Here is a 13,302-nt window from a genome sequence, read left to right on the forward strand (position 1 = left end):
TATGAAACTACTCACCCTCAACGTACATGCTTGGTTAGAAGATAACCAAGCGGAAAAAATCGACATTATTGCCGACACCATTGTTGAAAAGGGCTACGACATCATTGCCCTACAAGAGGTGAACCAATTAATGTCAGCGCCCGCGATTTCACAAGCATTAAAGCAAGATAACTATGGTGTTGTGTTACTGAATAAAATCAATCAACGGGCGACGCAAAAATATTCGCTGTTTTGGAGCAATTCGCATATTGGCTACGATAAATATGACGAAGGCATCGCCTTTTTAACCCGCTTGCCGGTTTATGAAGTGGATGCTTTTTATTGCAGCCAACATCAGCGCCTCGATTCTATCCTCTCGCGCAAAATTCTTGGCTTAACCGTGGAATATGAAGGCCAACTTGTAGATTGTTATTCCTGCCATATTAACTTGCCGAATTGCGCGGGTGAAAATCAACTGGACAACATTCGCAATATCGTGGAGCGTAGCCAAAGCCGAAACCTTAAAATTTTGATGGGCGATTTCAATACGGATGCAATCAGCGATCCAAACGCTTATCAGAAAATTAAATCTCTCGGTTTACTTGATACTTTTGAGATGGCGGAACAAAAAGATAGCGGGATTACCGTTGAGAAAGCGATTGATGGCTGGAAAGGCCACAGTGAAGAAAAACGATTAGACTATATTTTTTTAAATCAAGCAAAAAGGGTTTTATCGAGTCAGGTGGTTTTTAATGGCAAAAATAAACCGGTAGTTTCCGACCATTTCGGTTTGGAAGTCGAGCTTACATTGTAGGAGAACATACATGAAAAAATTGCTCAGTTTTGAATTTTGGCAAAAATTCGGCAAATGCCTGATGGTGGTAATTGCCGTGATGCCTGCGGCAGGTTTGATGGTAAGTATCGGTAACTCGTTACCGTTAATTAGCGATGCCGAATGGCTGGCGCGCGTGGGTAATATCATCGCGCAAATCGGTTGGGGCATTATTGGTAACTTGCATTTGTTATTTGCTTTAGCCATTGGTGGCAGTTGGGCGAATGAGCGTGCAGGCGGTGCATTTGCCGCAGGTCTTGCCTTTATTTTAATCAACTTAATTACCGGTCACTTCTTCGGCGTAAAAATTGAAATGTTGACCGATCCGAATGCCCATGTCAGCACCATCTTGGCGGGCGACATTCCGGTAGCTAACTACTTTGTGAATATCCTCGGACAACCTGCATTAAATATGGGGGTATTCGTAGGGATCATCGCCGGTTTTGTAGGGGCAACTACCTTTAATAGCTACTACAATTTCCGCAAACTGCCTGAAGTGCTTACCTTCTTTAACGGTAAACGCTTTGTGCCATTTGTGGTGATTTATCGTTCCGTTTTAGTATCGTTAGTGTTGGCGGTGTTCTGGCCGGTGGTACAAACCGGGATCAATCATTTCGGTGAATGGATTGCCAACTCACAAGACTCCGCACCTATCCTTGCGCCTTTTGTTTACGGCACATTAGAACGTCTTTTACTGCCTTTCGGTTTACACCATATGCTCACCATTCCAATGAACTACACCTCATTGGGCGGTACCTATGAATTCTTAACCGGTATGCAACAAGGCAAACAAGTATTCGGACAAGACCCGTTATGGCTCGCTTGGATCAGTGATTTAATCAACCTGAAAGACGCGGGCAATATGACGCAATATAACGAGCTCCTATCAACAGTGACCCCGGCGCGCTTTAAAGTGGGTCAAATGATCGGTTCAAGCGGTATTCTAATGGGAATTACGCTCGCCATGTACGTAAACGTTGATCAGGATAAGAAAACCATCTACAAAGGGATTTTCCTTTCTTCTGCCCTTGCCGTGTTCTTAACCGGCGTAACAGAACCGATCGAATATATGTTTATGTTCGTTGCACTACCGCTTTACCTTGTGTATGCGGTCATCCAAGGTTGTGCATTTGCCATGGCGGATATTGTGAACTTACGCGTTCACTCATTCGGTAACATTGAGTTTTTAACCCGTACGCCAATGGCGATTAAAGCGGGCATCGGCATGGATCTCATCAACTTCATTTGGGTATCCGGTGTGTTTGCGGTCGCGGCCTTCTTAATTGCGAATTTCATGATTAAGAAACTCAACTTAGCCACCGCCGGTCGCAACGGCAACTACGATGCAAAAGGTACTGACGAAGCCCCTGCTGAGGAGAAAAAAGTCACTAATGCCAGTGCACAAGTGGTGCAAATCATCAATCTTCTCGGCGGGCGCAACAATATTGCCGAGGTAGATGCTTGTATGACCCGTTTACGTATCACTGTGCATAATCCTGAATTAGTGGGCGATGCAGCGGCTTGGAAACAAGCAGGCGCAATGGGTTTCATTGTTAAAGGCACAGGCATTCAAGCCATTTACGGACCAAAAGCCGATGTACTGAAATCGGATATTCAAGACCTACTCTCTTCAGGCGTTGAAATTCCGAAAATGTAACAATATGCAAACATAGATAAACTAAAAGAGCAGTTAAAATGATCTAACCCCAAAAGAAAAGCTGAATCTCGAGAGAGGTTCAGCTTTTTATTTCTATGAAAAGAAAGTGCGGTGGGTTTTGAGCATATTTTTGAAATGTAAAAACGTCAGGAATAAAACTCAATATCTTTGAGATGCCGGATTACCGACAGGTTCAAAATAAACAAATCGGTTTTGCTGAATTGCAAATAAAACAACCGCACTTTTCTGTCTTTCAGTTTGAATCATCCATCAGTAAAAAATATTTTCCTTGTAATAATTGACTTTTCTCCCCACTGCCCTTACCTTACAGCAACGTTATAACCGCTTATTTTCTTTAAATTTAAAGGAGTTTTTATGCAATCTCGTATTATTGTTGACAGCAGAGAAGAATCGTTGCTTAGCACGCACAAAGTGTTACGTAACACCTATTTCTTGTTAGCGTTAACATTAGCCTTTTCCGCTGTAGTGGCTTATGTGTCCATGGCAATGAATTTACCAAGACCGGGCCTTATCATCATGCTTGTGGGATTCTATGGGCTGCTTTTCTTAACCAATGCCTTAGCAAATAGCGCATTAGGGATTTTATCTGCGTTTGCCTTTACCGGTTTCTTAGGTTACACCGTAGGGCCAATTTTAAATGCCTATGTGAGCGCTGGTTTGGGTGATGCTATCGTGTTAGCGTTAGCAGGCACCGCAGCCACTTTCTTCGCTTGTTCCGCTTATGTCTTAACCACGAAAAAAGACATGTCTTTCTTATCCGGTACGATTCTAGCCTTATTCGTGGTGTTATTACTTGGCATGGTAGCGAGTTTCTTCTTCCAATTCCCGGCACTTTACGTGGGGATTAGCGCGTTATTCGTGATTTTCTCCACTATGGGAATTTTGTATGAAACCAGTAACATTATTCATGGCGGTGAAACCAACTACATTCGTGCAACAGTCAGCTTATTTGTGTCTATCTACAATCTGTTTATCAGTTTGTTAAACTTACTTTCCTTCTTCTCTTCCAGAGATTAATTATTAATTATTAATTTGATAGATAAATTCAACGCCCCTTCTTTGGGGCTTTTTTATATAATCCGTCCCTATAAATACTAAGGTTATTATCATGCTTGAAGTCAATAATAAACATATTGAAACCGATGCTTCGGGTTATTTGCTCAATATTGATGATTGGAATATCGAAGTCGCGCAAGCCATTGCAAAATTAGAAAATTTGGAATTAACCGATGCCCACTGGGAAATCATTCATTTTGTGCGGGCGTTTTATCAGGAATACAAGACCTCACCGGCTATTCGTATGTTGGTAAAAGCCACAGCACAAAAACTCGGTGAAGAGAAAGGCAACAGCCGTTATTTACAACGTTTGTTTCCTGATGGCCCGGCAAAACAAGCAACCAAATTAGCCGGGTTACCAAAACCGGCAAAATGCTTATAAGTCATTTACGAATCATTTGCATTTAAAAAATAAAAGAATATAATCATCCCCGCAACTTATGTTGTTATTTTTTACTAAAACTTTTCTAAGGAGAAAAACATGCGTTTATTCGCGACATTAATCAGTGTGCTTGCATTAAGTTTAGGCAGCAGCTTAGCTTATGCAAAATTTAAAGTCGTTACCACTTTCACCATCATTCAAGATATGGCGCAAAATGTCGCCGGTGATGCGGCTACCGTGGAATCGATCACCAAACCGGGGGCAGAAATTCACGATTACGAGCCAACACCAAAAGACATTGTAAAAGCCCAATCTGCCGATTTAGTCTTATGGAACGGTTTAAACCTTGAACGTTGGTTTGAAAAATTCTTCCAAAACGTGAAAGATAAGCCGGCGGTTGTTGTGACTGAGGGTATCGAGCCAATGTCTATTAATGAAGGTCCTTATACCGGCAACCCAAATCCGCACGCTTGGATGTCTCCTTCCAATGCATTGATTTACATTGAGAACATTAAAAATGCGTTGGTCAAATACGATCCGCAAAATAAAGAAACGTACGAAAAAAACGCCGCACTTTATGCACAAAAAATCAAAGAGTTGGATAAACCGTTACGTGAAAAATTAGCTCAAGTGCCGGAAGCCCAACGTTGGCTGGTTACCAGTGAAGGCGCATTTAGCTATCTCACTCGTGACTATGGTTTTAAAGAAGCCTATTTATGGCCGATTAATGCCGAACAACAAGGTACGCCACAACAGGTTCGCAAAGTGATTGAAACCGTTAAAGCCAACAACATTCCGGTTGTTTTCAGTGAAAGCACTATTTCACCTAAACCGGCAAAACAAGTCGCGAAAGAAACCGGCGCAAAATACGGCGGCGTACTTTATGTGGATTCTCTTTCCAATAAAAAAGGGCCGGTACCAACCTATATCGATTTGTTGAACACGACCGTTTCCACTATCGCAAAAGGATTTGAAAAATAATGTCATCGAATATTGCCTCGATCTGTGTTGAAGATGTCACGGTTCGCTATAACAACGGCCACACCGCCATCCATGATGTCACCTTTCGTTTAGAAGGCGGCACCACCTGTGCCCTCGTGGGCGTAAATGGAAGCGGAAAATCAACCTTGTTTAAAAGCCTAATGGGATTGATTCATCCACAACGAGGCAATATTACGTTGTGTCATTTGCCAATAAAGCAGGCATTAAAACAAAACCTGGTCTCTTATGTTCCCCAGTCGGAAGAAGTGGACTGGCAATTCCCGGTGTCTGTGTATGATGTCGTGCTCATGGGACGCTACGGCTACATGAATTTCTTGCGCCGCCCAAGTGAAACAGATAAGCAAAAAGTACAAGAAGCCATGCAACGGGTGAATATTGAGCACCTTGCCCACCGTCAAATTGGTGAGCTTTCCGGTGGCCAGAAAAAACGGGTATTTTTAGCTCGCGCACTTGCCCAACAAAGTAAGATTATTTTATTGGATGAACCTTTTACCGGAGTTGATGTACAAACAGAAAATGCCATCGTCGATTTACTCGGGCAATTACGCAACGAAGGTCATCTCATTTTGGTCTCTACCCACAACTTGGGGGCTGTACCGGATTTCTGCGATCAGGTGGTGATGATTAATCGCACTGTCATTGCGGCGGGTTCAACAGAAACCACGTTTAACCAACATAACTTGGAACTCGCCTTTGGTGGCGTATTGCGCCACATTAAGTTGCTCGGTTCAGATCTGCATGATGATGAAGATCCACGTGCAGTGACCGTACTTACTGATGATGAACGGGCTGCGGTGTTCTATGGTAAAACCAAAGTCGATCCACCGGCACCGATTGTAAAACACTGTAAATCAGAGGAAAAACCCTAATGTTAGATCTATTACTGGAGCCTTTTTCCTATGATTATATGGTGAAAGCCATTTTGCTCAGTTCTGCCGTTGGTGGTGTCTGTGCTTTTTTGTCTGCTTATTTAATGCTGAAAGGTTGGTCACTCATTGGTGACGCCCTTTCTCATTCCGTTGTTCCCGGTGTTGCCATCGCTTATGCGCTTTCTCTGCCTTATGCTCTCGGCGCTTTCTTTTCCGGTATCTTAGCCGCCGTGTCTATTTTATGGGTCAAATCCATTACCAAACTGCGGGAAGATGCAGTTATCGGCTTCATTTTTACAACCTTTTTTGCGCTTGGTTTGTTAATCATTTCCCTCAACCCGACCTCCGTCAATGTGCAAGATATCGTGTTAGGTAACATCCTAGGTATTGCAGACGAAGATATTCTTCAAGTGGCAATCATCATTGGCATTAGTCTGATTTTATTGCTTATTTTTTGGAAAGATCTGTTACTAATTTTCTTTGATGAAGTCCATGCCACTTCCGTAGGGCTCACCCCAATTTATTACAAAGTGCTGTTTTTTACGCTACTCAGCGCATGTGTCGTCGCCGCGTTACAAACCGTCGGTGCGATTTTAGTTATCGCCATGGTGATCACACCTGGTGCCACCGCTTATTTGCTTACTGATCGCTTTAAAACCCTTGCCATGATTGCTGTTATCTTAGGCATTCTTTCCAGCGCGATTGGCGTTTATATCAGCTATTTCTTGGATGGCGCGACGGGTGGCATTATTGTTTGTATTCAGACCGCACTTTTCCTATTGGCTTTTATTTTCTCGCCTAAATACGGCTTAATCCGCCAGCGTAAACCAATAACGAAAGAAGAGGTGCAACAATGAATGCTATTTATCAATGGTTCACCGAGCCTTTCGCCTATCCGTTTATGCAAAACGCATTAATCACGGCGTTATTAGTCTCCATTATTTGCGCCATGCTCTCCTGCTATTTAGTGTTGAAAGGTTGGTCATTGATGGGCGATGCAATTTCTCATGCTGTTCTGCCGGGCATTGTGGTGGCTTTCTGGTTGAGTTTGCCTTTAACCATCGGTGCCTTTGTCGCAGGATTGCTCTGTTCTGTCTGTGTGGGATATTTAAAAGAAAATAGCCGCATCAAAGAAGATACCGCAATGGGGATTGTCTTTTCAGGTATGTTTGCGCTTGGGATTGTCCTGTTTAGCAAAATTGAAACGGATCAACATTTAACCCATATTTTATTTGGTAATTTGCTTGGCGTGAGCGATGCAGAAATGTTGCAAACGCTAGTCATAAGTGCGGTCGTTTTTTGGGTTGTTTTTTTACGTCGAAAAGATTTTTTACTTTATTGTTTTGATTCTACGCAAGCCAAAATCGTTGGCTTATCGCCTCGACTTTTGCATTACAGCTTGCTGATTCTCCTTGCTTTAACCATCGTCAGTGCCATGCAAGTGGTAGGCGTAATCTTAGTTGTTGCGATGCTTATTTCACCGGGTATTACCGCGTTTATTTTAAGCAAGCGCTTTGATCATATGATTGCCATTGCCTTGGTAACCTCAATCAGCACCAGTATCTTTGGGACGATTATCAGCTACCACATTGATGGCGCCACAGGCCCTTGCATTATTTTGTTACAAGCAGCGGTATTTTTAACCGCACTTATTTATAGCAAAATCAAACTGCGTTTCAGTGCAGCACTTGAAACGCCGTAAATTCTTTCTCGCCAAGATAATCTTCCACAAATACATTGTCCACGATGGCAGTGCGAGGGCCATGTTGCAACCAAGCATCTAATGCATCAATTTGACTTTCCGAACCGACGGCGATTACTTCCACGGTGCCGTCGGCAAGGTTACGCACAAATCCCGTTACGCCGATTTTCAGCGCTTGTTTCCAAGTAAAATAACGAAACCCAACGCCTTGCACATAACCGTGAACACAAAAACGTTTTTTGACCATAAGATTTCCTCTTAAAATTGAATAAAAACAAAAAACTAGCGGTTAAAGACAATTTTCTATTTTCATTTTTGCCAATTTGGACTAGCATACAAACTACGCTTTATCCGATAAAGTGTCACCTAATTTTAATGAATGTCCTTCAAAACAGGAGTAAATATGAAATTTCGTTTTGCTGTATTAACTGCAACACTTTTAGCCAGTACGGCGAGCTTTGCCGGCATGGTAACCAGCTCATCTAATATTGATTTTTTAGCCATTGACGGTCAAAAAGCAAACAAATCTTTATTGAAAGAAACTAACGCATTTAATATCAACGATACACAAAAACACCAAGTTGTGGTTCGTGTATCTGAAATTACTCAAGTGGGTTCCGATCGCTCCTTATTCGAATCAGATCCGATTGTTGTGACATTCCAAGGTTCAAGTGAAGATATCGTAATTTCAGCCCCTCGCTTACAAAATGAACGTGATGTAAGCAATTTCAAACAATCTCCTGTCATTACCGTAAAAACCCAATCCGGTAACAATGTGGAAAATAAACAAGAATACTTAAAACAAGAAGGTTTATTCCCGGGCATGAACCTTATCAAAGACTTAAACGAATATAACGCGTCTGGCGCACCAGCCTCTTTACCTTCTTTAGCAACAATCACCACCTCAGCCGCAACAGCGGTAGTCGTTGGCGGTCCTGCTGCAACCGGTAAAGTAAACAAAGGTAAAGTAACATTACAAGGTGAAAACGTAGCAGAACAAATGTTGCAATATTGGTATCAACAAGCCGATAAAGAAACACAAACACGTTTCATTGATTGGGCGAAAAAACAAAAATAATTCGGTGTTCTATGCCAATTCATTTATTTCTAAAAAGTGAGCCAGCCCGCTCACTTTTTATTTAGGAGTCACCATGCAAACAACTTATCGTACCCTACCGACCAATAAACATATTGCTTTAGTCGCACACGATCACTGTAAAGCTGATCTGATAAACTGGTGTAAAACACACCGCACTTTCTTAGCAAACCACACGCTCTATGGCACCGGCACCACAGGGAATCTTATTCATCGTGAAACCGGTTTGACCGTGAATAGCTTGCTCAGCGGTCCAATGGGCGGCGATCAACAACTTGGTGGCTTAATCGCTGAAAATAAAATTGACTTAATGATTTTCTTCTGGGACCCGATGAATGCCGTACCGCATGATCCCGATGTTAAGGCGTTAATGCGTATTGCCACCGTTTGGAATATTCCTGTTGCCATGAATATGGCAAGTGCCGATTTTCTGGTTTCTTCACCACTCTTTAACGACACCTGTGATATTCGTATTCCTGACTATCAAGGTTATTTAAACGAACGCTTAAAGTAGACATTGTTATGAATTTAAGCCTGATTCTAAATATTCTCAATTTTGTCCTTGGCGGCTTCGCAACAACATTAGGGTGGTTATTCGCCACCCTAATGAGTGCCGTGTTGATCGTCACATTGCCTTATACGCGTAGTTGTTGGGAAATTTGTAAAATGTCATTGGTTCCCTTCGGCAACGATTTGATTCATGTGAAGTATTTGGAACCCAAAAGTGCGGTGGGAAATTCCCTCGGATCGTTGCTCAATGTTGTCTGGTTCATTCTTTTCGGTTGGTGGCTGTTTCTTGCCCATGTTTTTTGTGGCATTTCTCAATGTCTAACCATCATCGGTATCCCAACCGGATTGGCGAATTTCCATATCGCCAGAATTGCGTTATTTCCGGTCGGGCAACGGGTCATTCCAAAAGAAATGGCTGACCTGATTCGCCGACAAGCTACAGAAAAATATCAGCGTTTTTATCAATAATTCACCACGTCAAAGGTCAAGCATGCATAGCTGGTTCAATGCAAAAGTTATCGCCTCCATTCCGATTTTTATCGCCGTCAATTTGGCGGTGATTGCCATTTGGTATTTTGATATTTCCGAACAAAGTATGCCCTTGGTATTAGGCATTATTGCAGGCGGTTTGGTCGATTTAGATAACCGATTAACCGGCCGAATCAAGAACGTGCTTTATACGCTGCTCGCGTTTTCAGTTTCTACCATTAGCGTGCAACTGAGCATCAACCATAATTTCCAGTTTATGTTGTTGATGACGGTGATGACCTTTGTTTTCACGATGATTGGGGCAATCGGACAACGTTATAGCACCATCGCGTTCGGTACGTTGGTTGTGGCGTTATACACCACACTGACTTATTTGCCGGAAACCGTGTGGTATATGAATCCACTGATGATTCTTTGCGGTACCTTGCTTTACAGTATCACCACATTATGCGTGCATTTATTTTTTCCGAATCGCCCGGTGCAGGAAAGTGTTGCCAAATCCTTTCTGGCGCTTGCCAATTACCTTGATGTCAAATCAACGTTTTTCGATCCCGATGATATTGAGCAAATTGACAATAAACACATTGCAATGGCGATGAAAAACAGTGTACTGATTAACGCATTTAATGATTCTCGCACCGCACTTTTTTATCGTATTCGTGGTCAACATCGCCACAGTCGTACGACCAAAATGATTCGCTATTATTTTTCTGCGCAAGATATTCATGAGCGCATTAGTTCCAATCATTTTGATTACCAAACCCTTGCGGAACACTTAAAAAATACCGATTTAATTTTTCGTATTCAACGCTTACTGGAACTCCAAGCCCAAGCTTGCCGTGATATTGCGCTAAGTTTGCAACAAAATAAAACCTACCGTTATGACCTTCGTTTAGAAAAAGCCATTAACGGGCTAAATCAATCTTTCGAGCTTTATAGTAATAGTCATATTGAAGAAACCGAAAACCTCATTAATCTCCAAATGTTACTGGATAATTTAAAAAGCGTTGACTACCAATTACGTCATATTGATCAAGAAGTGAACGAGTTGGAACAAACAGATACAGCTCAAATTTATACGGAACAAATTACCGGTTTAAACAATATCCTACTTGCCCTGCGTAGCCACTTTAATTTCAATTCACAACTGTTTCGTCATGCGGTGCGTTTGTCGATTGTGGTGTTTATTTGTTGCACCATCGGCGAATTTTTGCCCTTAGATCGGGCGTATTGGGTTTTATTAACCGCCGTTTTTGTTTGTCAACCTAACTACACGGCGACTAAACTTCGTCTAAAACAGCGAATTATCGGCACCATTCTCGGCGTGATTATTGCCTCGCTTCTGCCCTATGCCAATCCAACACTGGAATTACAATTAGGCTTAATCGTGCTCACCAGCACCCTGTTTTTCTTTTTCCGTACCAATAATTACAGTTTTTCCACTTTCTTCATTACCTTACAGGTGATTTTCAGCTTTGATGTGATGGGCTTTAATGTGGAACAAGCGCTTTATTCTCGTGTGATTGACACCCTGATTGGTGCGACCATTTCTTGGTTTGCCGTGTCTTACTTATGGCCCGATTGGAAATATTTACAGTTGGATAAAGTCAGCCGTCAGGCAATTAAAAGCGATGCCCAATATTTGCTGTATATTGTCAGTCAATTACAGTTCGGCAAAGGCGATAACTTGAAATACCGCATTGCCCGTCGTTATGCCCATGAATATGCCTCGGCATTAAGCGCCACCATCTCCAATATGAACCATGAGCCGAAAAAATATCAGGCGCATTTACAGGCAGGATTTGAGCTTTTAAAAATTAACTATTCTCTACTTAGTTACATTTCTACGCTGGGCGCCTACCGCAGCAAAATGAAGCAAATGCAACAAAGCACCTTCTTTTTAGCGGAATTCTATCCTGCTGCGAAGAAAATCATTCATATCCTAGAAAATATTGAGCAACTGACACCAACACAGTTTGAGACGTTACACAATAATATTGAAGTGAGTTTGAAACAGGCTCAAAGCCATTTTGAAAAAAATAATAAAGCGGCACAGCTGCAAGCACACATTCCAATGCAGCAACTCAGCATGATCAATCAAATTTTACCGCCGCTTTACCAAGCCATTCAGACATGTTGCTAGACATCAATCAAGATCAGAATAGCCGCCTCACCGCCCCATTCTTTTGGGGCTTGGTGCAATGCCCGTACTTTCGGGTGTTGTACTAACCAACGGGGAATCTGGCGTTTTAACGTATAAGTGCCATAACCTGTCATCACGCTGGCACAATAAAGATGTTCTTTCTCGCAGGTTTGAATTAATGCCGCCAGCTCTAATTTTGCCTGTTCACGCGTTAAGCCATGCAAATCCAAAAAAATCTCCGGTGAAAAATCGCCACGCCGTAATTGTTTCAACAAATGGGAATCTTCATTTTCACGCAAATATTTGACCGCACTTTCCTCATTTAACAACGGCTCATATTCATCAGAAAAATAAAATAACGTGTCCTGTTGTTCACGCTGTTCTTTTATCGTTGCCAGTGCTTTCTTTTTATGGGGGCGTGCAGCCACAAAAGTATCCTGTTTTAACGGTTTCACGCCTTTCATTTCAGCACGAAACAGGGAAATTGCTTCCTCATCTAACATTTCGTTTCCTATCTCAAATATGGTATAACTACGCGCAATTTTAACATTGATACGAGCAAATCATGAACCAAATTACCTTTAATCAGGAACTTATTGACGATATTTATTCCGCTAACGTGCAAGAAGAACTGCACACAATCAAAGATTTCCTACGTTGGTGCTACAGCACCTTCAATCGTGCCGACATTTACTACGGACACGGCTACGACAATGCTTGGGATGAAGCACAACAACTGGTCTTAACTACCTTGCACCTCCCAGCTGATTTCCCAAGTGAATTATATGACACTCGACTCACGACGGCAGAAAAGCTTGAAATCATCCGTTTGGTTATCATCCGCATTGAAAAACGCATTCCTGTCGCTTACTTAATTCACCGCGCTTGGTTCTGCGGCTTAGAATTTTATGTGGATGAACGCGTAATCGTTCCTCGCTCTCCCATCAGCGCCTTGATTGAACAAGGGTTCGCCGGCTTATTAACACGTGAACCGCAACGCATTTTAGATATGTGTACCGGCAGCGGGTGTATTGCGATCGCCTGTGCGGAACGGTTCCCTGAAGCCGATGTGGATGCGGTTGATCTTTCTTTCGACGCATTAAATGTTGCCGAAATCAACATTGAACGCCACAATTTAACTCACCGCGTCTTCCCGATTCAGTCGGATTTATTCTCCCGTTTATTGGAAGAACAGTATGATCTCATTATCACTAACCCACCTTATGTGGATCTAGAAGATCTCTCCGATATGCCGGAGGAATTTCACTACGAACCAGAAATGGCTCTCGGCTCCGGCAATGATGGTTTAACCATTACCAAAGAAATTCTGCGCCTAGCACCGAATTACTTAGCGGATGATGGCGTGTTAGTCTGCGAAGTGGGTAACAGCATGGTGCATTTAATTGAACAATTCCCACAAGTGCCGTTTAACTGGCTTGAACTTGCCAATGGCGGTGTGGGCGTATTCGCCTTAACCAAAGCCCAATTGCTTGAACATCAACATATGTTTCAATAAGCGAAAATAATAAAAAGAAAAAGTGCGGTCGATTTTAAAAACGTTTTT

Annotated in this window: 15 protein-coding genes; 13 read left to right on the forward strand and 2 right to left on the reverse strand. The window is 42.3% G+C overall.

Translation table 11 applies throughout. The features are described 5' to 3' along the window. Nucleotide 1: 1 nt before the first annotated feature. The 8 genes from LQ983_RS01910 to LQ983_RS01945 all read left to right on the forward strand — a co-directional run bounded on the left by LQ983_RS01910 (nt 2) and on the right by LQ983_RS01945 (nt 7,500). Nucleotides 2-793, forward strand: a complete 792-nt coding sequence (locus LQ983_RS01910; RefSeq protein WP_111294757.1) for an endonuclease/exonuclease/phosphatase family protein — start codon at nt 2-4, stop codon at nt 791-793. A gap of 10 nt (nt 794-803) precedes the next feature. Next, nucleotides 804-2,468 carry a PTS transporter subunit IIBC gene (locus tag LQ983_RS01915; RefSeq protein WP_109432900.1) on the forward strand — a complete coding sequence of 555 codons (1,665 nt, stop codon included), beginning with the start codon at nt 804-806 and terminating at the stop codon, nt 2,466-2,468. A 375-nt stretch (nt 2,469-2,843) separates the two neighbouring features. Next, on the forward strand, nt 2,844-3,506 hold the full coding sequence (locus tag LQ983_RS01920; RefSeq protein WP_006717583.1) for a Bax inhibitor-1 family protein: 663 nt from the start codon (nt 2,844-2,846) through the stop codon (nt 3,504-3,506). A gap of 91 nt (nt 3,507-3,597) precedes the next feature. After that, the gene (locus LQ983_RS01925; RefSeq protein ID WP_109432899.1) at nt 3,598-3,927 is read left to right on the forward strand and encodes a TusE/DsrC/DsvC family sulfur relay protein; all 330 of its coding nucleotides are present in this window, start codon (nt 3,598-3,600) and stop codon (nt 3,925-3,927) included. A gap of 99 nt (nt 3,928-4,026) precedes the next feature. Then, on the forward strand, nt 4,027-4,908 hold the full coding sequence (gene afeA, locus LQ983_RS01930; RefSeq protein WP_230621444.1) for an iron ABC transporter substrate-binding protein AfeA: 882 nt from the start codon (nt 4,027-4,029) through the stop codon (nt 4,906-4,908). Next, nucleotides 4,908-5,798, forward strand: a complete 891-nt coding sequence (afeB, locus tag LQ983_RS01935; RefSeq protein ID WP_230621445.1) for an ironABC transporter ATP-binding protein AfeB — start codon at nt 4,908-4,910, stop codon at nt 5,796-5,798. Before afeA ends, afeB begins: the two co-directional genes overlap by 1 nt. Next, complete coding sequence (gene afeC, locus LQ983_RS01940) at nt 5,798-6,655, forward strand: iron ABC transporter permease subunit AfeC (protein WP_111294769.1); 858 nt, start codon at nt 5,798-5,800, stop codon at nt 6,653-6,655. Before afeB ends, afeC begins: the two co-directional genes overlap by 1 nt. Then, a complete protein-coding gene (locus LQ983_RS01945) occupies nt 6,652-7,500 on the forward strand; it encodes a metal ABC transporter permease (RefSeq protein WP_230621446.1) in 849 nt (282 codons plus the stop codon). Before afeC ends, LQ983_RS01945 begins: the two co-directional genes overlap by 4 nt. Here LQ983_RS01945 and LQ983_RS01950 read toward each other — a convergent pair. Continuing rightward, nucleotides 7,475-7,747: an acylphosphatase gene (locus LQ983_RS01950; protein ID WP_230621447.1), complete on the reverse strand. Its 273-nt coding sequence runs from the start codon at nt 7,745-7,747 to the stop codon at nt 7,475-7,477. The genes LQ983_RS01945 and LQ983_RS01950 overlap by 26 nt on opposite strands. A 156-nt stretch (nt 7,748-7,903) precedes the next feature. Between LQ983_RS01950 and LQ983_RS01955 the strand changes: the two genes are divergently transcribed. The 4 genes from LQ983_RS01955 to yccS all read left to right on the forward strand — a co-directional run bounded on the left by LQ983_RS01955 (nt 7,904) and on the right by yccS (nt 11,738). Then, on the forward strand, nt 7,904-8,578 hold the full coding sequence (locus tag LQ983_RS01955; protein WP_111294775.1) for a DUF2057 domain-containing protein: 675 nt from the start codon (nt 7,904-7,906) through the stop codon (nt 8,576-8,578). Between the two features lie 73 nt (nt 8,579-8,651). Then, nucleotides 8,652-9,110, forward strand: coding sequence for a methylglyoxal synthase (mgsA, locus tag LQ983_RS01960; protein WP_048749555.1), 459 nt, complete (start codon nt 8,652-8,654; stop codon nt 9,108-9,110). An 8-nt stretch (nt 9,111-9,118) separates the two neighbouring features. Continuing rightward, nucleotides 9,119-9,574, forward strand: a complete 456-nt coding sequence (locus LQ983_RS01965) for a YccF domain-containing protein (RefSeq protein ID WP_230621448.1) — start codon at nt 9,119-9,121, stop codon at nt 9,572-9,574. A gap of 22 nt (nt 9,575-9,596) precedes the next feature. Then, nucleotides 9,597-11,738, forward strand: a complete 2,142-nt coding sequence (gene yccS, locus LQ983_RS01970) for a YccS family putative transporter (protein WP_230621449.1) — start codon at nt 9,597-9,599, stop codon at nt 11,736-11,738. On the opposite strand, the gene smrB is transcribed toward yccS, so the two are convergent. Continuing rightward, entirely contained in the window at nt 11,735-12,241 is a 507-nt protein-coding gene (gene smrB / locus LQ983_RS01975) for an endonuclease SmrB (protein WP_006717559.1), read from the reverse strand. The genes yccS and smrB overlap by 4 nt on opposite strands. 62 nt (nt 12,242-12,303) lie before the next feature. Here smrB and prmB point away from each other — a divergent pair, with 62 nt between their 5' ends. Continuing rightward, nucleotides 12,304-13,254, forward strand: coding sequence for a 50S ribosomal protein L3 N(5)-glutamine methyltransferase (gene prmB / locus LQ983_RS01980; RefSeq protein ID WP_230621450.1), 951 nt, complete (start codon nt 12,304-12,306; stop codon nt 13,252-13,254). The last annotated feature ends 48 nt before the right edge of the window (nt 13,255-13,302 follow it).

It is taken from the genome of Aggregatibacter sp. Marseille-P9115 (assembly GCF_920939465.1).
Lineage (GTDB): Bacteria > Pseudomonadota > Gammaproteobacteria > Enterobacterales > Pasteurellaceae > Aggregatibacter > Aggregatibacter segnis_B.